General features: G+C 42.9%; 20 protein-coding genes, 1 pseudogene and 1 other annotated feature. Of the genes and pseudogenes, 16 read left to right on the forward strand and 5 right to left on the reverse strand.

What is annotated here, in order from left to right:
- Window positions 1–49: 49 nt before the first annotated feature.
- The 9 genes and pseudogenes from ytxC to ACQKKK_RS01110 all read left to right on the forward strand — a co-directional run bounded on the left by ytxC (window position 50) and on the right by ACQKKK_RS01110 (window position 6,509).
- Window positions 50–886 (forward strand): sporulation protein YtxC, encoded by an 837-nt coding sequence (ytxC, locus tag ACQKKK_RS01070; RefSeq protein ID WP_427613435.1) that lies wholly within the window; start codon window positions 50–52, stop codon window positions 884–886.
- A 414-nt stretch (window positions 887–1,300) separates the two neighbouring features.
- Window positions 1,301–3,232, forward strand: coding sequence for a threonine--tRNA ligase (thrS, locus tag ACQKKK_RS01075; protein WP_427613437.1), 1,932 nt, complete (start codon window positions 1,301–1,303; stop codon window positions 3,230–3,232).
- Window positions 3,233–3,333: 101 nt separating this feature from the next.
- Window positions 3,334–3,504, forward strand: coding sequence for a hypothetical protein (locus tag ACQKKK_RS01080; protein WP_410861169.1), 171 nt, complete (start codon window positions 3,334–3,336; stop codon window positions 3,502–3,504).
- Window positions 3,505–3,720: 216 nt separating this feature from the next.
- Window positions 3,721–3,921 (forward strand): annotated as a pseudogene (locus tag ACQKKK_RS01085) (GNAT family N-acetyltransferase); the annotation flags it as partial.
- A 247-nt stretch (window positions 3,922–4,168) separates the two neighbouring features.
- Window positions 4,169–4,305 (forward strand) — a sequence feature (ribosomal protein L20 leader region).
- Window positions 4,306–4,403: 98 nt separating this feature from the next.
- Entirely contained in the window at window positions 4,404–4,904 is a 501-nt protein-coding gene (infC, locus tag ACQKKK_RS01090; protein ID WP_034309072.1) for a translation initiation factor IF-3, read from the forward strand.
- Window positions 4,905–4,938: 34 nt separating this feature from the next.
- Window positions 4,939–5,139: a 50S ribosomal protein L35 gene (gene rpmI, locus ACQKKK_RS01095; protein WP_034309070.1), complete on the forward strand. Its 201-nt coding sequence runs from the start codon at window positions 4,939–4,941 to the stop codon at window positions 5,137–5,139.
- A gap of 35 nt (window positions 5,140–5,174) precedes the next feature.
- The gene (rplT, locus tag ACQKKK_RS01100) at window positions 5,175–5,534 is read left to right on the forward strand and encodes a 50S ribosomal protein L20 (RefSeq protein ID WP_034309067.1); all 360 of its coding nucleotides are present in this window, start codon (window positions 5,175–5,177) and stop codon (window positions 5,532–5,534) included.
- A 69-nt stretch (window positions 5,535–5,603) separates the two neighbouring features.
- Window positions 5,604–5,879 (forward strand): DUF1294 domain-containing protein, encoded by a 276-nt coding sequence (locus tag ACQKKK_RS01105; RefSeq protein WP_427613438.1) that lies wholly within the window; start codon window positions 5,604–5,606, stop codon window positions 5,877–5,879.
- Between the two features lie 60 nt (window positions 5,880–5,939).
- On the forward strand, window positions 5,940–6,509 hold the full coding sequence (locus ACQKKK_RS01110) for a TVP38/TMEM64 family protein (protein ID WP_427613439.1): 570 nt from the start codon (window positions 5,940–5,942) through the stop codon (window positions 6,507–6,509).
- A 51-nt stretch (window positions 6,510–6,560) separates the two neighbouring features.
- On the opposite strand, the gene ACQKKK_RS01115 is transcribed toward ACQKKK_RS01110, so the two are convergent.
- Window positions 6,561–6,941, reverse strand: a complete 381-nt coding sequence (locus ACQKKK_RS01115; protein WP_427613440.1) for a sigma-w pathway protein ysdB — start codon at window positions 6,939–6,941, stop codon at window positions 6,561–6,563.
- A gap of 111 nt (window positions 6,942–7,052) precedes the next feature.
- Between ACQKKK_RS01115 and ACQKKK_RS01120 the strand changes: the two genes are divergently transcribed.
- On the forward strand, window positions 7,053–7,541 hold the full coding sequence (locus ACQKKK_RS01120; RefSeq protein WP_427613442.1) for a dUTP diphosphatase: 489 nt from the start codon (window positions 7,053–7,055) through the stop codon (window positions 7,539–7,541).
- A gap of 64 nt (window positions 7,542–7,605) precedes the next feature.
- Window positions 7,606–8,691: a M42 family metallopeptidase gene (locus ACQKKK_RS01125; RefSeq protein WP_427613443.1), complete on the forward strand. Its 1,086-nt coding sequence runs from the start codon at window positions 7,606–7,608 to the stop codon at window positions 8,689–8,691.
- Between the two features lie 60 nt (window positions 8,692–8,751).
- On the opposite strand, the gene ACQKKK_RS01130 is transcribed toward ACQKKK_RS01125, so the two are convergent.
- The 4 genes from ACQKKK_RS01130 to ACQKKK_RS01145 all read right to left on the reverse strand — a co-directional run bounded on the left by ACQKKK_RS01130 (window position 8,752) and on the right by ACQKKK_RS01145 (window position 12,527).
- Window positions 8,752–9,456: a LutC/YkgG family protein gene (locus ACQKKK_RS01130; RefSeq protein WP_427614042.1), complete on the reverse strand. Its 705-nt coding sequence runs from the start codon at window positions 9,454–9,456 to the stop codon at window positions 8,752–8,754.
- Window positions 9,450–10,880 (reverse strand): LutB/LldF family L-lactate oxidation iron-sulfur protein, encoded by a 1,431-nt coding sequence (locus ACQKKK_RS01135; protein ID WP_427613444.1) that lies wholly within the window; start codon window positions 10,878–10,880, stop codon window positions 9,450–9,452. Before ACQKKK_RS01135 ends, ACQKKK_RS01130 begins: the two co-directional genes overlap by 7 nt.
- A 22-nt stretch (window positions 10,881–10,902) precedes the next feature.
- Window positions 10,903–11,619 (reverse strand): (Fe-S)-binding protein, encoded by a 717-nt coding sequence (locus ACQKKK_RS01140; protein WP_427613445.1) that lies wholly within the window; start codon window positions 11,617–11,619, stop codon window positions 10,903–10,905.
- A gap of 176 nt (window positions 11,620–11,795) precedes the next feature.
- Window positions 11,796–12,527, reverse strand: coding sequence for a FadR/GntR family transcriptional regulator (locus ACQKKK_RS01145; protein ID WP_427613447.1), 732 nt, complete (start codon window positions 12,525–12,527; stop codon window positions 11,796–11,798).
- 253 nt (window positions 12,528–12,780) lie between these two features.
- On the opposite strand from ACQKKK_RS01145, the gene ACQKKK_RS01150 reads away from it, so the two are divergent.
- From ACQKKK_RS01150 to ACQKKK_RS01170, 5 genes are all read left to right on the forward strand, one after another.
- On the forward strand, window positions 12,781–14,472 hold the full coding sequence (locus tag ACQKKK_RS01150) for an L-lactate permease (RefSeq protein WP_427613449.1): 1,692 nt from the start codon (window positions 12,781–12,783) through the stop codon (window positions 14,470–14,472).
- Window positions 14,473–14,538: 66 nt separating this feature from the next.
- On the forward strand, window positions 14,539–15,651 hold the full coding sequence (locus ACQKKK_RS01155; protein WP_427613451.1) for a PucR family transcriptional regulator: 1,113 nt from the start codon (window positions 14,539–14,541) through the stop codon (window positions 15,649–15,651).
- Window positions 15,652–15,768: 117 nt separating this feature from the next.
- The gene (gene glcD / locus ACQKKK_RS01160; protein ID WP_427613453.1) at window positions 15,769–17,181 is read left to right on the forward strand and encodes a glycolate oxidase subunit GlcD; all 1,413 of its coding nucleotides are present in this window, start codon (window positions 15,769–15,771) and stop codon (window positions 17,179–17,181) included.
- A complete protein-coding gene (locus ACQKKK_RS01165) occupies window positions 17,178–18,503 on the forward strand; it encodes a (Fe-S)-binding protein (RefSeq protein ID WP_427613455.1) in 1,326 nt (441 codons plus the stop codon). The genes glcD and ACQKKK_RS01165 overlap by 4 nt, the downstream gene beginning before the upstream one ends.
- 225 nt (window positions 18,504–18,728) lie before the next feature.
- Window positions 18,729–19,658 carry a YsnF/AvaK domain-containing protein gene (locus tag ACQKKK_RS01170; RefSeq protein ID WP_427613457.1) on the forward strand — a complete coding sequence of 310 codons (930 nt, stop codon included), beginning with the start codon at window positions 18,729–18,731 and terminating at the stop codon, window positions 19,656–19,658.
- Window positions 19,659–19,749 lie beyond the last annotated feature (91 nt).

The raw sequence follows: 19,749 nt of genomic DNA on the forward strand, positions 1-19,749 counted from the left end.
ATCCCCATATACATGAAAAAAGAAGCAAGGGGGAAGGGGGGATGTCGTAGTGCAAATTTCGTTTCAAAACGATTCAGAGGCATTGAAATTACTGGATTTCGTTTCTGTCCATCCACTGGGGGCAGAATTTCAAGCATACATTCGATTTCTTCCGCAACAAGGCATGCATGTGGATATGACGGAGTCTTCAGGTGATAAATGGCTAATTCTGCTTCGCGATGCATTTCATTCTTTTTTATTGGAAGAAAAGACGCTTCCTGTTCTGGAGCAAATAATAGTCGGTAAATTTTTTTATAGGGAACGGGAAGAAATTGAAGCCATCATTGAAATTGCATCATCAATCATCGAAGTGGAAAGAGCCAGGAATCAAGATGAAGCATTCAGTACGGAGAAACGATTGATTGAGGAAGGACTCCAAAGCATATTGGCGGGAAAGGTATCTTTTTCATTTGATTCTTTTACGACCTTCCGTTTAAAATCATTTCAGCAAACTTTGGAAAAGTATGTCGTCAAGGCGATTGATGAATACAAGCTGGAACAGGACTATCAAAATTTCATTGCCACTCTCCGTGATTGCCTTCATGGGCAGGAGTCGAAACTAAGAAAGCTTCACCTGGTCAACCGGGATGGTTTTCATTTCTATGATCAGAAATTCAGCAAACTCGACCGTCCGAAAATCAATAGTATGATCGACAGGAGGCTTCTTGCCAAAAGTTCACTTTTTCTCGATACGGTGATACTTGCCCCGCTTTTATCGATTGCTCCTGAAAACTTGTGCATCTATACCGATGACAAGGAAGAGGGGCTGATTCAGACCATTTCAAGGATTTTCGAAGAACGGGTGACCGTCCTGCCGCTTTCGTCCTTTTCAAATGCATTTGAATAATCTTTCTTCGAAAAAAGAAAATTAACCTTGATTTTCACCGTATAACAAATTATAATTTCCTACATACTATTAAAAAACTAAAAGTTATGATGAGGACAAGGGTATTCTAGTCGCCGATTATCAGAGAGGGGAGCCAATAGGCTGTAAGCTTCCTATTCGCATGGAACACTTACCACCTTTAAACTTCGGCTCGGAAAGCAGGCATTCTGCGAATATGAGCTGACGGGAAGCTGCCGTTACCAAGTTACAAGTGCCGTTTTGCCTTGAAAAGCAAGATGGAACGAGGGTGGAACCGCGGGTTAATGATATTTATTACTAAGCTCGTCCCTGTTTTATACAGGGGCGGGCTTTTTTGTGTTGTAATGGAATCAAAAACCCTTAATTTGTTTGAACAATAAGAAGGAGTGAAACGGAATGTCTGAATTACTGAAAATATCTTTTCCTGACGGAGCGGTCAAGGAGTTTGCTAAAGGCACAACAACTGAAGAAATCGCTGCATCCATCAGTCCTGGTTTAAGGAAAAAATCCATTGCTGGAAAATTCAATGGTGAATTATATGATTTGAAACGCCCGATTGAACAAGACGGTACAATCGAAATCGTAACACAGGACGCAGCGGATGCTCTTGAAATATTGCGTCACAGTACAGCACACTTGATGGCACAAGCGATCAAACGTTTATACAAAAACGCCAAGTTTGGTGTAGGGCCAGTCATTGAGGGCGGTTTTTACTACGATATGGATCTAGAGGAATCATTGACTCCTGAAGACCTCCCATTGATTGAAAAAGAAATGAAGAAAATCGTCAACGAAAACTTGGAAATTTCCCGCATCGAAGTGAGTCGTGATGAGGCCATTTCCCGTTTTAAAGAAATAGGCGACGAGTATAAACTGGAGTTGATCGATGCGATTCCAGCCGATCAGCAAGTAACGCTCTATGAACAAGGGGAATTCTTTGACCTTTGCCGTGGAATTCACGTTCCATCAACTGGGAAAATTAAAGAATTCAAGCTATTGAGCATTGCTGGTGCATACTGGAGAGGCGATAGCAAAAACAAAATGCTTCAGCGCATTTACGGAACAGCTTTCTATAAAAAAGAAGAGTTAGCCGAACACCTGCGTTTCCTCGAAGAAGCCAAGGAACGTGACCACCGTAAAATCGGTAAAGAATTGAACTTGTTCATGAGCTCACAAAAAGTGGGGCAAGGATTGCCGATGTGGTTGCCAAAAGGCGCGACCATCCGCCGGACAATCGAAAGATATATCGTGGATAAGGAAGAACGCCTTGGTTACGATCATGTCTACACACCTGTAATGGGAAGCGTGGACCTTTATAAAACTTCTGGACACTGGGATCATTACCAGGACGGCATGTTCCCTGTCATGGAAATGGAAAACGAACAGCTTGTCCTGCGTCCCATGAACTGCCCGCATCACATGATGGTATATAAAAACAGTATTCACAGCTACCGCGAACTGCCAATCCGGATTGCCGAGCTCGGCTTGATGCACCGCTATGAAATGTCAGGTGCCCTTTCCGGCCTTCAGCGTGTACGTGGGATGACATTGAATGATGCGCACATATTCGTCCGTCCAGATCAAATCAAAGAAGAGTTCAAGCGCGTTGTGAACCTGGTTCAGGAAGTATATAAAGATTTTGATATCAAGGATTATTCATTCCGTCTGTCATATCGCGATCCGCAGGATACAGAAAAATATTTCGATGATGATTCCATGTGGGAAAAAGCACAAAGCATGTTAAAAGATGCTATGGATGAACTTGGTCTTGATTATTTTGAAGCGGAAGGTGAAGCGGCATTCTACGGTCCTAAGCTTGATGTCCAGGTTCGTACTGCCTTAGGGAAAGATGAAACGCTTTCCACTGTTCAGCTTGATTTCTTGCTCCCTGAACGTTTTGATCTTAATTATGTCGGTGAAGACGGCAAGCAGCACCGTCCGGTTGTAATCCACCGCGGGGTCGTTTCCACAATGGAACGTTTCGTCGCTTACTTGATCGAAGAATACAAGGGAGCATTCCCGACTTGGCTGGCACCTATCCAAGCACAAGTGATTCCGGTCTCACCTGAAGTGCACCTGGATTATGCGAAGGAAGTGCAGGAAAAACTTAAAGCGCAAGGCATTCGTGTCGATTTGGATACACGTGACGAGAAAATCGGTTATAAAATCCGTGAAGCACAAATGCAAAAAATACCGTACATGCTGGTTGTTGGAGACAATGAAGCCAAAGAAGGCAGTGTGAATGTACGAAAATACGGTGAACAAAAATCGGAAACGATCGCTTTTGAAGATTTTGTTGCAGCGATTAAAGCGGAAGTAAGCCGTTAACAGCAAAAGGGGGGCACATAATCGTTGTGTCCCCTCTTTTTAATTAAGGAATGATAAAATGAAACTATTATGTGAATATAGCAATGAAAAGGAGGGTCAGCATGAAAAAGAAATTTTCATATCTATTTGGGCCAACATTCCTTGCCATCATCATCTTATTGTTATTGGATGATTATCGACAATATGCGATTGTCCCGGTCCTGATTTTTTGGATAGCTCTATATTCTTGGGACACCATTGAGAAAAGGAAAAAGGCGAAAGAAAACTCTTAACATTTGATGGTTCTATCCGTTTGGCCTGTAACCAATGAGGGAGCGGAAGAAATGGACATTCGAAAGGCCACAAGCCAAGATGCAGGGAAATTGGCAGCTCTTTATCAATCATGTTGAGGATTCCGGGTTCATGTTGAACAATCCGGGGGAAAGAAAAGCAACGAAGAATAAATAGGAGAGGCAAATTGAAAGTAACCCCTCTCCGTTTTCCTCGTTGCAGCAAGCGGCGACGACTTGATAGGGCATCTCATCTTATTGGGCAATGATCTTAGCAGAACAAAGCATTCTGCCAAAATTGTTATCGGCATCTCCGAACAAGAGAGAGGAAAAGGAGTCGGTGCGAAGCTGTTTCAAAAAATGGAGGAGCAAGCACTTGAATATGAAATCCGGTGCCTAGAATTGACCGGTTATTGCTAACAACGAACCGGCACTTTCCCTTTATAACAAGATTGGTTTTGAACTAGAAGGAATGAAACGGGACTCATTATTTTTTCGATGAAAGGTATCATGACGAATACTATTTGTCCAAATTACTTAAAAAAACATATTGTCAAATAACAGAATGTCTGATAATATTAATTTTGTTGTGAAAAACGTATAAATTAGCATTTGACAAGTCATCAGTGTTTATGATATATTTCTAAAGTGAATTGAATACGTGTTTGAGGAAAAGAAGAAGCACCCGCTTCTCACCTGGTTGACGCAAGCAATGCAGTTAACAGGTCATGATTTGATTATTTGGATCTTTCTGAATGAGTCTATCAGTGTGGGTGCAGCATGCATCCACACTTTTTTATTATGATTATATCCTGTAAGCGAGTTGTGAGCGTGACCGAATTGATTCAAATATTCGTATTCGCCAATATCTTTGGAGGTGGCTAACTATTAGTAAAGACGCGATGGTAAACGAGGGCATCCGAGCCCGTGAAGTTCGTCTTATTGACCAAAACGGAGAACAACTTGGAATTAAAACGAAATTCGAAGCATTGGAAATTGCCGCTCGTGTAAATCTTGATCTAGTTTTAGTTGCTGCAAATGCAAAGCCTCCGGTAGCCCGGATCATGGACTACGGAAAACACCGCTTCGAGCAGCAAAAGAAAGACAAGGAAGCACGTAAAAATCAAAAGGTCATCAGTCTAAAAGAGGTTCGTTTGAGCCCGACGATTGAAGAACATGATTTCAATACGAAGCTTCGCAACGGTATTAAATTCCTTGAAAAAGGCGATAAAGTAAAAGCTTCTATCCGATTCAAAGGACGTGCCATTACGCATAAGGAAATTGGTCAACGTGTACTCGTTCGTTTTTCTGAAGCATGTAAAGAAGTGGCTACAATCGAGCAACATCCAAAAATGGACGGACGCAGCATGTTCATTATCTTAGCACCGAAAAACGAAAAGTAATTGTAAAGTAATTTGTAATGAGGAGGAATACCTTATGCCTAAAATGAAAACTCACCGCGGATCTGCTAAACGTTTCAAAAAGACTGGATCCGGCAAACTTAAGCGTTCTAACGCTTACACAAGCCATTTATTTGCTAACAAATCTACTAAGCAAAAGCGTAAGCTTCGCAAAGCTAGCCTTGTAAGCAAAGGTGACTTCAAACGTATTCGTCATATGCTAGACAACATTAAATAAGTTCGATTTATCGAGTTAAATAGGAGGGAAATAACATGCCACGTGTAAAAGGCGGTACTGTTACTCGCAAACGTCGTAAAAAGGTAATAAAATTAGCTAAAGGTTACTATGGCGCGAAACATATTCTTTTCAAAGTAGCTAACCAACAAGTAATGAAGTCAGGAAACTATGCTTTCCGTGACCGTCGTCAGAAAAAACGTGATTTCCGCAAACTTTGGATCACTCGTATCAACGCTGCAGCACGCATCAACGGTCTTTCTTACAGCCGTTTAATGCATGGTCTAAAGCTTGCTGGTATCGAAGTGAACCGCAAAATGCTTGCAGATCTTGCTGTTGCTGACGAACAAGCTTTTGCTCAATTAGCAACTGCTGCTAAACAACAATTAGACAAATAAGTCTAACTGATATCAGCCACTCTCTTTTCAAGAGGGTGGCTTTTTACATAGTTAAAGGAGGGGATGAGGATGCAAGTAGTATGGTTCATTGCAGGTTATATGATCATCACGAACATCATCGGGTTTGCCATAATGGGAGTAGACAAAAGGAAAGCGCGTAATCGGGAATACCGGATCAGCGAAAAGACGCTTTGGTTTTGGGCGGTCATAGGTGGAGGGACAGGGTCATTTCTGGGGATGAAGCATTTCCGCCATAAGACGAAGCATGCCGCTTTCAAGTGGGGTCTGCCTATATTGATGATTCTTCAAATAGGCTTATTGACTAAGATATTCATACAATGGTAATATGTAGCCCGTATAATGTATATGCTTGTAGAAGCAGCAAAGAGTAGCTGGAGGGAGAGCATGAATGATAAACTGACACTTGTGATGAGTTACGTTCAATCTGGCAGCGTGTTTGCACCGTTGATCTTTATCACTTTTCATCTATTAAGGCAATTTTTATTCATTCCCGTCATTGTGGTTTGCATGTCCGGCGGAGTTTTATTCGGGGCGGCTTTTGGAACCATATATTCCGTAATCGGTTTGACGTTGTCCAGTATGGCCTTTTATTTCGTGATCGGCAAATTTCCGAAAACAAAGGATAAGCTGCTGCGCCTTAAGAATAAACTGTTTGGAAACCGAAAGCTAAACAGCCGGCAAATTGCAGTACTGAGACTAATACCATTCATACATTTTTATTTATTGTCGCTTTGCTTATTGGAATCCAATAAAGGATTGAAAAATTATTTTTACCATTCCTTCATGACTAATATCCCCGTAGCCTTCGTATACACGGTTTTTGGCCACTATATTGCAGATTTCAGTCCGACACTGATCGTCATTATTTTATTATCATTGACCTTATTGCTATATTTATTGAGGGAGAAGCAGACGGTCGTACCATGGAAGGAATTTTTCCGTTCACATGATTAATATGGAGCCTTGAGTTCGTTTCTCAAGGCTCTTCATAACGCGCGGTATTTTTCATTTTTCCAAAAATTCCTTAACCGGGCTTTTCCAATCAATGACGGCATCCGGATATTGTTTTTTTATGGCTGCCTCGATTTTTAAAAAGTCATTTCGCTTCAAGCCTTTCAGGCCTGCCACTTTTTTAGGCCATATGAAGATGGAGATGACTTCAAAGGAGCGTTCCGTCGTCCCTAAATACTTTTCCCCTTCAAACATCACCCCGTTGTATGTCAATAAAAAATTCTTGCGTATATTGGCTGTATCGTCGAGCAAAAAGAATTTTTTCTGTTCATGTGCCAGCTCTAATTTTCTTTTCGGATTAAATAGGTATTTGATAACTGTATATATTAAGAAGATGATGAGAGCCAAAATAATGAACCGCATGATCAATACCATGGAGCTACCTCCCTTAAACAGAGTGATTCTCTTCATTTACGTATGGGTTTTTAATAAGTTTCATTTATTTGATATAATTTAAAGGAAGACGATAGAAAGTAGTGATGATAAATGAACATAGGTAAATTATTGGACATGCAGGCGGCTTTAGATGAGCATATACAATCCAAGCATGATTTAGGTGCCGAAGACTTGGTCGAACGTAAGATACTTGCCCTCTTAGTGGAGCTTGGCGAGCTAGCTAATGAAACGAGATGTTTTAAATTCTGGAGTCTAAAAGGTCCCTCTGATAAAGAAACGATTTTGGCTGAATATGTGGATGGCATTCATTTCATTTTGTCACTCGGAATCGAACGGGGATTCGTGCCGGAAGTCCCATCTGCCCTCAAGGTGCAGCATAGGGATTTGACAGCTCAATTTACTGCCATTTACGGCTACATCAGTGAATTTCGGACGCAATTGACAGAATCATCTTTCCAAAAGGTTTTTGCTGAGTATTTGCATTTAGGGGAGTTGCTTGGATTTTCGGCAGTGGATGTGGAAAAAGCATATGTAAGTAAAAATGAAGTGAACTACGAACGGCAAAAGCAAGGCTACTGATTGTTTATGCAATCGAATTTATGTATAATTATTCTTATAATGTAAGTAATAGGGAGGTATGGGGATGGTTCAATTAGATGAAACGTTAAGAATGCTGCGGGATTTAACGGATGCTAAGGGTATTGCGGGAAATGAAAGTGAAGTAAGAAAAGTGATGACCGAATACATAACACCATTTGCTGATGAAATATCGACAGATGGCCTGGGAAGTTTGATTGCGAAGAAAACGGGGGATGCAAACGGTCCGAAAATCGTCGTTACTGGGCATATGGACGAAGTCGGTTTCATGATTACCCAAATTGATGATAAAGGATTTTTGCGTTTTCAGCCGGTAGGAGGCTGGTGGTCACAGGTCATGCTGGCCCAACGCGTGACGATCGTTACAAGTAAAGGTGATGTAACTGGCATTATCGGTTCCAAGCCGCCACATATCCTGTCAGCGGAGGCGAGGAAAAAGCCGATTGATATTAAGGATATGTTTATTGATATTGGTGCAGCAAGCAAAGAAGAGGTTAAGGAATGGGGCGTCAAGCCAGGGGATATGGTTGTGCCATATTTTGAATTCACGGTCATGAATAATGAAAAGATGCTGCTTGCCAAAGCCTGGGACAATCGAATTGGCTGTGCAATTGCCATTGATGTGCTTAAACAGCTGAAAGATAGCAACCATCCTAATGTCGTTTATGGAATTGGCGCGGTGCAAGAAGAGGTCGGCCTGCGTGGTTCTAAAACATCCACATTCAAAATTCAGCCGGATATCGGTTTTGCAGTCGATGTTGGCATAGCTGGTGATACACCGGGGGTATCCGATAAAGAAGCGATGAGTAAGATGGGTGAAGGTCCGCAAATCGTTATATATGATGCATCGATGGTAGCACATAAGGGATTACGCGATTTCGTCACCGACACGGCTGATGAAATGAATATACCTTATCAATATGAATCGATTCCAGGTGGCGGGACGGATGCCGGCTCCATCCATTTGACGGCAAATGGAGTACCTGCTCTGGCAATCACGATTGCAACTCGTTATATTCATTCACACGCAGCAATGCTTCACAGGGATGATTATGAAAATGCCGTTAAGCTTATTGTCGAAGTGATCAAACGCCTGGACCGTGAAGCGGTTGATCGGATCATTTACGAGTAAGATAGTGAAATATGAAAATGGAGAGGGCCTGATTAGGTCCTCTCCATTTTTTCCTCATTTCTATTTATCTTCGACCACTATATAGACCGCTTTGATCGGCCCATGGACGCCGACGACAAGATCCATTTCGATATCGGCGGAATTGCTCGGTCCTGTTATGAAATTAATGCAGGAAGGAACGATTTCGCCCCGGGTTACTTTCGAACGAATGGCCGCCGCAGCCTGGGTCATTCGTGGAACGATAGTGCTTTTTGGAATGATGGAAACATGGCAGGAAGGAAGGAAGCTGATGGAGCGGCCGTGGTCCTTGTCGCTGAACAAGACGACGGTCGCTGATTCAGCTAGTGTCATTTCACTGAATGTGATTCCGATGTTAGCACTCTCGGCTTTCTCGATATTTTCTTTCCCTGCTTGGTGATCCCATACATGGACATCTTTTTCCTTTAAGATATCCTCTAACTTATAGGCAGAAAACCGATCGTCCTTAGGGATGATCAAGGGGCCGTTTCCAAGTTCCTCGATCACCTGTTTTAAACACTGCATCACTTGCTTGGAGTCGGTGAGGTGGAGCTGAGTATGTACCCGTTTGCACTGCTCCTCCAATACCTCGATAAGATCATTGGGTTTCGCATGTTTCAAAACCTCTTTTTGGGGGGCGTGCTTCCATACGGGAACGGAAATGCCTTCCATAATAGGAGCCCTTCCGAGGTTTTTGGCAACATTGTTTAAAAATGTCCCTTCATTGTGTATGGTTCCATTCATGATGGTTTCCCTCCCTTTTCACGATTTTTGAACCAGTCACGAAAGCTTTCTTTATCTGGAGCAGGGAACTCGCGGCTTTCTGTCCAAGTTTTGAGTGGTCCGGGTCCTTTTGAGATGATATCCCCAGTTTTAAAAGGAGACATCGCTGATGGGGCCATTTTGGAACCGAACTTATAAAGCATAGGAGAAGATGCACCGATTCCGAATGCTTTCATGGCCATCTTTTCTGTAAATGGAGCCATTTTTTCCTTTTCAACGATGACTTCACGATGCTTCCTCAGTAAATCGTGGAGAGGGATCTTTACCGGACAGGCATCGGTGCAAGCAGCACAAAGAGTTGAGGCATACGGCAGCTCCTTGAAATCATCATACCCTCCGAGCAAGGGTGAAAGCACAGCACCGATTGGTCCAGGATATATTGAACCATATGAATGGCCGCCAACCTGGCGATAGACCGGGCATACATTTATACAGGCAGCACAGCGAATGCATTGAAGAACGGATTGAAACTCAGTTCCTAAAATGGAGGAACGTCCATTATCTACGATTACAAGGTGGAATTCCTCAGGTCCGTCTACATCGCCTTCATCACGCGGGCCGGTAAGTGCGGTGATGTAACTGGTCAATCTTTGACCGACAGCGCTTCTTGTCAATAAACTGACAAGGACTTCGAATTCATCGAATGTAGGCACAAGCCGTTCCATTCCCATCACGGTGATTTGCGTTTTTGGAAGGGCAGTGACCAAATCGGCGTTTCCTTCATTCGTCACCAAACCGATTGAGCCCGTTTCCGCAATCGCAAAGTTGCAGCCGGTAATTCCCACATCGGCGTTTAAGAAATCTTTCCGAAGAATGCCCCGGACATGGGCGGTTAGCTCTTCTGGTTTTTCGGTTTGCGTATACGCAAGCTTCTCTTTAAAAACATCTCTTATCTGTTCTTTATTTTTATGGAGAGCAGGTGCCACAATATGGGAAGGGGGATCATGATCATCCACTTGTAAAATGTATTCACCAAGGTCCGTTTCAACGACATCGAGGCCAACTGCTTCCAAAGTTGCATTCAAATTGATTTCTTCCGTGACCATCGATTTCGATTTCACGACTTTTTTGGCATTCTTCTTTACAATGACATCTTTGATGTAGCCGCTTGCTTCCTCAGCCGTTTCAGCGAAGAAGACATGACCGCCCCTTTTCGAAACGTTTTCTGCAAGCTGGTGCAAATAGAAATCAAGGTTGCTGAGCACATGCTGCCGGATTTCCTCCCCAAGGGAACGCCAATCCTCCCAGTTTCCCAATTCATCAACGGCCGTCAGCCGCCGTCCGTGTAATCGTTCTTGGGCACTGGAAACGGCCAAACGCATAAAATCATTATGTATTCCTTCATCCACCCGGTCTTTAAACTTGGCAGAACTGGTTTTCATAGCCATCGTCTTTCCCTCCTCGCTTTCTTTAAATACTATTCAGGACTTCCGCAATATGGAGCACTTTCACCGGTTGTCCCTTCCTTTGAATCCGTCCACCGATATTCATCAAACATCCTGCATCCCCACCTATTAAAATATCGGCCCCGGTATCTTCAATATTGCAGACTTTTTCCTCTACCATTTGCCCGGAAATGTCACCCATCTTAACTGAAAAGGTTCCCCCGAATCCGCAGCAATTTTGAGCATCCGGAAGGGGTGTCATTTCCAGGCCCTTAACATGGCTTAACAAAATAAAAGGTGCCTCCTTCACCTTAAGCAGCCGTGTCATATGGCATGAAGTATGATAAGTAGCCTTTCCCTTAAGGGTCGCCCCGACGTCGGTCACTTTTAAGACATTCACGATGAATTGGGTCAATTCATATGTTTTATCCGCTAATGAGGCTGCTTTCTTTTCCCATTCGGCATCGCCTTTGAAAAGGACCGGATATTCTTTGAACATCGCTGCACAGGAACCGGAAGGGGTTACGATATATTCAGCATCGGCGAAGGTTTTAATCATCTTTTTCATAGCTTCCTTCGAATCCTTCGTATATCCGCTATTATATGCCGGCTGTCCACAGCATATCTGGGATTCCGGGAAATCGATCTCACAGCCTAATCTCTCGAGTAGCTCCACTGTAGCCTTACCGACATTGGATTGAAACAAATCAACTAAACATGTTGCAAAGAGAGTAACTTTCAATCTGAACTCCTCCTTTTTCGAATAGGTTAACAGGTCATCTGATGACTAAAAAATAGAAAAAGGAAATGGTTAAGAGAATAAACCAATTTCCAATATTTAAATGTAGTATCATTTTCAAAGTAATATATCAATTTTATCATTGTTTGTATAGAGTATTTTTGAAAATTAAAAGAATATCAACTATTCTTTTGCTGATTTTTTTGGATGATCCGGTTCAGTGATTCCTCGACGCCTTGAAGGTGAAACAGCATGGCATTGCGGGCTCCAGCTTCATCTTGTGCCACGATTGCATCATAAATCAGCGCATGTTGCTGATAAAGCTGCTTAAGTGTCATCTCTTCGGAATAAAGCGCAACCCGACGGATATCACGCATCTTTTCCGTCATTAATTCTGAAACGTGGTTCATCAATGTAATCAGCAGCTCATTTTGTGAAGCGTTGGCCACTGCAACATGGAAGGCAATATCCGCTTTATCACTAAGTTCTTCATCGTGGGATACCTTTTCCATATCAAAAAGCCTTTCCTTAAGTTCGATAAGGTCTTCTTCCGATCTTTTCTTCGCGGCCACTTCTGCCGTTCCAGATTCAAGGATTTTTCTAACTTCCAGCAAATGCTTAATATTATCTTGATTCATCAAAAGGGCAGCAGACAAGGGATGGTTCATGATGGTAGGGTCGAAGGTTTTAACGAATGTCCCTTCCCCTTGCTTTATTTCAATGAGACCCATTGAATTTAATGCACTTAATGCTTCACGGATGGCCGGACGCCCGACTTGGAAATTTTCGGCAAGCTGCTGAATAGAATCCAATTGTTCACCTGGTTTCAGGTTACCAGACCGAATCATTTCATAAAGTTCATCGCTGACTTCTTCATAAATTTTTTTCGGCTTTATTTTTTTATACACCAAGGAGTAGCACCTCTATTTTCTATGAGTTTCTCTGGTTAATATTATATAACACAAATGATCTTTCACACTTCCAGAAGGTTAAAAATTAGTAAAAAGTAAAAAAAAATCTTGATTTTATATTTTTAATCATTTAATTTTAATGAATACTCATCAAGTCATCTGATGACTTTGAATATTCGCATATGTAAGGGTTTTCAACTAGCGATTGATTTCAGAAAATTTAAAAAATCTATAGAAAATGGAGTCGAAATGAATGACATGGACACAAAACTTTACGCCGATCACCGATAATTTAGTTTTATCATCTATTGCCGCACTCATCCCAATTCTTTACTTTTTCTGGGCACTTACCATCAAACGGATGAAAGGCTACTTTGCTGGTATAACGACGTTGCTTGTAGCTCTTGCAGTGGCTGTATTGATATATGGAATGCCTGCAGGAAAAGCAGTGATGTCTGCTTCACAAGGAGCGGTATATGGGCTGCTCCCAATCGGATGGATAATCATCACTTCAGTATTTTTGTACAAAATGACAGTTAGAAGCGGACAATTCAATATTATTCGCTCATCGGTGCTTTCGCTTACCGAAGACCGCCGCCTTCAGGCTTTATTGGTGGCATTTTCTTTCGGGGCCTTTTTGGAAGGTGCCGCGGGATTTGGAGCACCTGTCGCCATTTCAGCCGCGCTTTTGGTTGGTCTCGGTTTTAACCCGCTATATGCAGCAGGGCTTTGTTTAATTGCGAACACCGCTCCGGTAGCATTTGGGGCGGTTGGCATACCGATCATCGCCATGGAAGGCCCAACTGGCATAGCTGCCATGGAAATTTCAAAAATGGTTGGCCGTCAATTGCCATTCCTTTCGGCTTTCATCCCGCTTTATCTCATTTTGATAATGACTGGGTGGAAAAGGTCGCTCGAAGTCTTGCCAGCCATTTTGGTTTCCGGATTTTCCTTTGCCATCACCCAGTACTTAAGTTCAAATTTCCTTGGGCCTGAATTACCGGACATCCTTTCTGCATTAGTGTCACTATTTGCATTAGCGATTTTCCTTAAATTCTGGAAACCTAAAACGATCTTTCGCTTTGCATCAGAGGAAACGGCAGCAGCTGTCGAACAATTGGACGACACAGCCGAAGCGGAAACAAAGTACACGAAGTGGCAGATATTCCATGCTTGGTCACCATTCCTTCTGTTAACGGCTTTCATCACAATTTGGGGGATGAACCCAATTAAGCCGGCGCTTTCAGGGCATTATGAAGGCACCAATGCGTTGCTTGGCGGAATCAATGAAATCGGGAAACTATTAACCTTCCAAATCGAAGTGCCAGGTCTGCATAATGAGATAATAGGAAGCAATGGACTGCCGATCGCCGCTTTTTATAAAATAGAACTGCTTGGAGCAGCCGGGACCGCCATTTTGCTGGCTGCCATCGTTACGAAGTTCATAGTTCAAATGTCAGCAAAAGATTTTACGAGGACCTTTGCCGAATCGATGAATGAGTTGGCGAAACCGATTTTGATGATTTCTTCCGTTGTGGCTTTTGCCTACGTAACGAATGCTTCAGGCATGTCGACTACACTTGGGATGACCCTTGCAAAATCGGGGGATTTGTTTCCGTTCTTCGCCCCGGTTCTAGGGTGGCTTGGTGTGTTCATTACTGGGTCTGATACATCAGCCAATCTCTTATTTGGCAGTCTTCAGAAAGTCACCGCTCTTAAAGTGGGAATGGAACCGGTCCTGGCACTTGCGGCAAACTCATCCGGAGGGGTCACCGGAAAGATGATTTCACCCCAATCGATAGCGATTGCTTGTGCTGCCGTTGGATTGGCGGGCAGGGAATCTGAATTATTGAGATTCACGCTTAAGCATAGTTTATTCTTATTACTGCTTATTTGTGTGATTACCTTCTTGCAAAATGGTGTCCTTTCCTGGATGATTCCATAAGTATGAGGCTCCCGTTTGGGAGCCTCGAAATATTTTCCAAGCTCATTCAAAAAAGGAGGAAATCTAATGCAATTGGCAGCAGTGGCAGAAAAATTGGTTCATGAGGTTCGGAAGCTGATTGATGAGGAAATCATCATTATTGATCATGCTGGCACGATTATCGCAAGCACCGATAGCAGCCGTATTGGATCTTACCATGAAGGAGCCATCCACGCTTTCAAAAATCGTGAGAAATTGATCATCAATAAACAGGATGAACGAAGTTGGAAAGGGGTGAAAGCAGGAATAAATCTACCCATTTTCTTTAACCATGAAGCCGTTTGTGTAATTGGAATTACGGGAGACCCCAAACATGTTTCCCCCTATGCAGAACTTTTAAAAAAGATGACGGAGATGTTCATTCAGGAAAGCTATCACATCGAACGAGCAGAATCCCAATCACGGCTGATGGAATTCTTTGTATTTGAATGGCATCAGCTGGAGCTGTTCAATGAGCCATTCCTTCAGAAGGCTAAGTTGCTTGGGGTCGATGTTCATGCAGACCGAATCATCACTCTAGGTGAATTTAAGACTGAAAAAATCATCGAACCCCATGTGTGGAAAACGCTTCAGATATACATAGGTCAGCAGCATCCCAAGGACATCGTTGTCCGTTGGGGAAGGAATCAATTCGTCATTCTTTCAATAGCCGATTTTATCGGTTCAAAAGTCCAACAATTAAAGAAATTAAGTAAACTGCAAAGAAAGCTGGAAGAGAGTTCTGGTTATAAAGTGAGTGCAGGGGTTAGTTCGCGTACACCGGGATCAGCATTCAGGCAAGCATTTTTTAAAGCGGAACGTTCCTTGAAAATTGCGTTTCCTTCATCGGGAATTATATTTGACGAGGACTTGAAGCTTGAGGTCCTGCTTGATGAAGTTACCGCTGAAACAAGACAGGAATATTTATCCCGGACGATACAGGATTTGCTTCCTAATGAGGAGCTGCTTAAAACCCTTTCCATGTATTTTGCATGTGATCTATCTTTGAAAGAAACCGCTGCAGCCCTACATATCCACATCAATACCCTCCATTACAGGCTCAAGCGCATAGAAGATTTGACCCAACTCAATCCTAGGAAGCTAGCCGATTTAGTCATTATGTATCTATCCCTAAGAGTATTGGATAAACATCCAAATTAATTCGATTTAAATCTGTATATTCTATATGTTCATACATAGAAGGTTGAATGGTTTTTTTCTTATACTTAAATCATATAAAAAATATCGAATTCCATTTTATTTATGAGGAGGATATACATGTTAACAAAGCAGGTTAAGCAACTACTTCTTGCCATCGTTGGCCAGGAAAATTACGATGACTCGAAAGTGGAATGTCTTGTCTATTCGTATGATGCCACACCAGGGTTTCAAGCGATGCCGGATGCTGTCATTAAACCTGGCTGTACAGCTGAAGTCGCAGCCATCGTCAAAGTTTGCAACGAATACAATGTTCCAATCATTCCACGCGGATCGGGGACGAATTTGAGCGGAGGCACTTGCCCGACAGAGGGGGGGCTTGTCCTGTTGTTCAATCGAATGAATTCATTACTAGAAATAGATGGAGAGAACCTAACGGCAACCGTACAACCTGGGCTCATCACATTGGACTTGATATCTGCAGTTGAAGAGAGGGGCTTGTTTTATCCGCCCGATCCAAGCTCGATGAAAATCTCCACGATTGGCGGCAACATTAATGAGAACTCCGGTGGACTGCGAGGGTTAAAGTACGGAGTCACCCGTGATTATGTCATTGGGCTTGAAGTGGTCCTTCCGAATGGGGATATCATTCGAACGGGAGGCAAGCTTGCCAAAGATGTAGCTGGATATGACTTAACGAAGCTTTTTGTCGGCTCAGAGGGGACCTTGGGCATCGTTACGGAAGCGATCTTAAAACTGATTCCAATCCCGGAAACGACAAAGACCATGCTTGCCCTATATCAAGATCTGGATGCTGCAGCCCAGTCAGTGGCTAAGATCATTTCAAATAAAATCATTCCTGTCACACTGGAATTTCTTGATCAGCCGACTTTGATCGTGGTTGAAGACTTCGCGAAAATTGGTTTGCCCACCAATGTGGAAGCGGTCCTGCTGATTGAACAGGATGGTCCGCCTGAAGTGGTGGAACGTGATATGAAAAGGATGGCAGATATCTGTCTAGGGGAAAAAGCAGTTTCCGTGGAAATTGCCGAAACGGAATCTGACGCAGTTGCTTTGAAAACGGCAAGGCGGACAGCCCTTTCCGCACTGGCACGCCTCAAGCCGACGACCATTTTGGAAGATGCTACCGTTCCCCGGTCGGAAATTGCCAAAATGGTTAGAGCGATTAATGAAATTGCCAGCAAGCATAACGTGAACATTTGCACTTTCGGTCATGCTGGGGATGGGAACCTGCATCCAACTTGCATTACCGACGCTCGTGATCATGATGAAATGGAGAGAGTGGAGCAAGCTTTTGCCGACATTTTTGCCGTGGCTATCGACCTTGGCGGGACAATTACCGGTGAACATGGTGTAGGAGCGATGAAGGCCCCTTATCTTGAGTGGAAGCTGAAGAAAGAAGGGATTGATGCCATGAGAGCGATTAAACAAGCTTTCGATCCCAATAACATCATGAATCCCGGCAAAGTATTTGCCAAGGAAACCAGGAAAAGGGTGGTGGTTTCTTCATGACGACAGTTCAGGAAAGGGAAACTATTGCCACTCAATTCGCGGAAAAAATGAATGAAGATGAATTGTTGAATTGCATGCGCTGCGGCTTTTGCTTACCCCATTGCCCGACATACATTGAATCGGGGCTGAAAGAATCCCATTCACCAAGGGGCCGGATTGCACTTATGAAAGCAGTGGCAGATGGTGTGATTGAGCCCGATGAGGATGTAGAACGATCATTGAGTCTTTGCCTCGGCTGCAGGGCATGTGAGCCTGTCTGTCCTTCTGGTGTGAAATATGGACATCTTCTTGAAGAAGCAAGGGATATCATCCATCAGAATAAAAAACACAGTCTCCCTGTAAAAACGATTCGCAAGGCCGTTTTTAGTGGATTATTCCCGCATCAGGAGCGAATGCAAGCCATGACGGGATTGCTTGGCTTCTATCAGAAATCAGGCCTGCAATACCTGGCTCGTAAAACGGGGGTCCTAAACATGCTTCCGGATAATTTGGCAACCATGGAAAAAGTGCTGCCAAAAGTCCCGAAAAAATCAGAAATGAAAAATAGGCCAACCGAGCTGCCAGCAATCGGTACGCCACTCAAAAAGGTGGCTTTCTTTTCCGGCTGTTTGATGGATACGATGTTTTTGGAAACGAACAAGGCCACACAAAAGCTTCTTCAGCTAGCTGGATGTGAAATCGTGATTCCGAAATCACAGGCTTGTTGCGGGGCGCTACATGGGCACAGTGGTGAAAAAGAAGGGGCAAAGCAACTGGCCAAGCGTAATATTGAAGCTTTTGAAACGGACGAAGTGGATTATATTATTACGAATGCCGGCGGTTGTGGAGCTTTTCTCATAGATTATGATCATTTGCTCCAAGATGAACCGGAATGGCATGACCGGGCAATCGGATTTAAAAATAAGTTGAAAGATATCAGCGAGATCCTTGTTGATTTGCGTTTTCAGGAAAAAGTTCGACTGAAACTGCCAGATCAATCAGTAACTTTTCAGGATTCCTGTCACTTACGGAATGTGATGAATACCTCTGTGGCTCCGCGAATTCTCCTTCAATCGATAGAAGGAATCGATTTCAGGGAAATGAAGGATGCGGATCGCTGCTGCGGCTCGGCAGGGATTTATAATATTGTTGAATCAGAGATGTCCATGAATATTCTCGACTCTAAAATGGTGCACACTAAATCGACAAAGGCCGATATTGTTGTCACGGCAAACCCTGGCTGTCTATTACAAATGCAATTGGGGATTGAGAGGGAAAATTTGGGGGCATGCACGAAAGCGGTGCATATTGTGGACCTGTTAATGGAGGCAGTTGATCTTTAATAGAAGAAAAGAAAAAATGAAATAGCAGTATTTGGTTAAACATTACATTTTTATAAATGGGGAAAACCTTGAAAAGTCTGAATTTCAATTAAAAAAGCGTTCTGTGCTGAGAACAAATTGTAATGATATAACATAATTGAAATATTGATTCCTCGTTTACTTAGGTATATGGCGGGTAGAGTTTATATATAAAACCAGTCAACAAAACCTAAGGAGGAATATTAAATGAATAAAACAGTATATGGAGTATATGAATCAAATGCAGAAGTGATCCAAGCAATCAATGTACTAAAGGCTAAGGGCTTTGAAGGGGACGATATTACGGTCGTCGCAGACAAGGAAGAAACTTTGGATTTTACGAACCATCAACGCGAAACGGATGTTCATACAATGACGAAAGTTCCTAACGACGAATCATTTATGGACAAGGTGGCACGCTTCTTCATGCCGGATGATACGGCAGACCTTTCAACAAGATTGGCGAACGCAGGTCTTTCGAATAGTGAAGCGGCTGAACATGTCTTTGATGTAGAAAACGGAAAAGTCCTGGTTCTTGTCGATGAAAGTGAAGGCCGCTTTGGAACGACAAGGGATAAATTCACGCCTGGAAAAACGGACACTGCCCGTACAAGGCTGGATACAAACTCTGCCAACCCTCTTTACAAAGGTACCGAAAAAGCCGATGCATTAAATAAAGATGATGTATATGGAGTGAACGGGCAAGGCCGTGAATTGCCTGAAGATGAAAGGACGCTTCGGCTCAGGGAAGAACAGCTGAACATTGACAAAGAAAGAGTTCAGACAGGCGAAGTGGTCATTAATAAAGAAGTCAATGAACAACATAAAACGATTAATGTCCCTGTTGAACACGAAGAATTGACAGTCGAGCATAGATCAGTTTCAGGACGTGAAGCGAATCAGGAAACTGGAAGCATTGGAGATGGGGAAACATTACGTATCCCCGTTGTAGAAGAAAAATTGGAAGTTTCGAAAAAACCGGTTGTCACAGATGAAATCGTCATCAAGAAACATGCTGTACAAGAAACGGAACAAGTTCAGGATACCCTTAGAAGGGAAGATATCCAGCTCGATAGTAAAGATGAATCGATCGTAAATGAAAAAAAGGCAAATGATCGAAAAATCGACCGCTTCTAAGAGTGAAGAAAAGGGCCTGCAGTTTTTAAACTGCAGGTTTCTTTTTGATTTTAAAGCCTGGTTAAAGGTTCGAACTTAGGGCGAGGCAAAC

The sequence above is a fragment of the Peribacillus sp. NPDC006672 genome, from assembly GCF_050274955.1.
Classification (GTDB): domain Bacteria; phylum Bacillota; class Bacilli; order Bacillales; family DSM-1321; genus Peribacillus.

What these genes read in the sequence shown, in the direction of transcription:
- thrS (WP_427613437.1), top strand. Translation starts at nt 1,301, where the DNA reads ATGTCTGAATTACTGAAAATATCTTTTCCTGACGGAGCGGTCAAGGAG.
- ACQKKK_RS01105 (WP_427613438.1), top strand. Translation starts at nt 5,604, where the DNA reads ATGCAAGTAGTATGGTTCATTGCAGGTTATATGATCATCACGAACATC.
- ACQKKK_RS01110 (WP_427613439.1), top strand. Translation starts at nt 5,940, where the DNA reads ATGAATGATAAACTGACACTTGTGATGAGTTACGTTCAATCTGGCAGC.
- ACQKKK_RS01135 (WP_427613444.1), bottom strand. Translation starts at nt 10,880, where the DNA reads ATGGCTATGAAAACCAGTTCTGCCAAGTTTAAAGACCGGGTGGATGAA.
- ACQKKK_RS01165 (WP_427613455.1), top strand. Translation starts at nt 17,178, where the DNA reads ATGACGACAGTTCAGGAAAGGGAAACTATTGCCACTCAATTCGCGGAA.
- ACQKKK_RS01120 (WP_427613442.1), top strand. Translation starts at nt 7,053, where the DNA reads ATGAACATAGGTAAATTATTGGACATGCAGGCGGCTTTAGATGAGCAT.
- rpmI (WP_034309070.1), top strand. Translation starts at nt 4,939, where the DNA reads ATGCCTAAAATGAAAACTCACCGCGGATCTGCTAAACGTTTCAAAAAG.
- infC (WP_034309072.1), top strand. Translation starts at nt 4,404, where the DNA reads ATGGTAAACGAGGGCATCCGAGCCCGTGAAGTTCGTCTTATTGACCAA.
- ACQKKK_RS01170 (WP_427613457.1), top strand. Translation starts at nt 18,729, where the DNA reads ATGAATAAAACAGTATATGGAGTATATGAATCAAATGCAGAAGTGATC.
- ACQKKK_RS01150 (WP_427613449.1), top strand. Translation starts at nt 12,781, where the DNA reads ATGACATGGACACAAAACTTTACGCCGATCACCGATAATTTAGTTTTA.
- rplT (WP_034309067.1), top strand. Translation starts at nt 5,175, where the DNA reads ATGCCACGTGTAAAAGGCGGTACTGTTACTCGCAAACGTCGTAAAAAG.
- ACQKKK_RS01155 (WP_427613451.1), top strand. Translation starts at nt 14,539, where the DNA reads ATGCAATTGGCAGCAGTGGCAGAAAAATTGGTTCATGAGGTTCGGAAG.
- ACQKKK_RS01125 (WP_427613443.1), top strand. Translation starts at nt 7,606, where the DNA reads ATGGTTCAATTAGATGAAACGTTAAGAATGCTGCGGGATTTAACGGAT.
- ACQKKK_RS01080 (WP_410861169.1), top strand. Translation starts at nt 3,334, where the DNA reads ATGAAAAAGAAATTTTCATATCTATTTGGGCCAACATTCCTTGCCATC.
- ACQKKK_RS01115 (WP_427613440.1), bottom strand. Translation starts at nt 6,941, where the DNA reads ATGGTATTGATCATGCGGTTCATTATTTTGGCTCTCATCATCTTCTTA.
- glcD (WP_427613453.1), top strand. Translation starts at nt 15,769, where the DNA reads ATGTTAACAAAGCAGGTTAAGCAACTACTTCTTGCCATCGTTGGCCAG.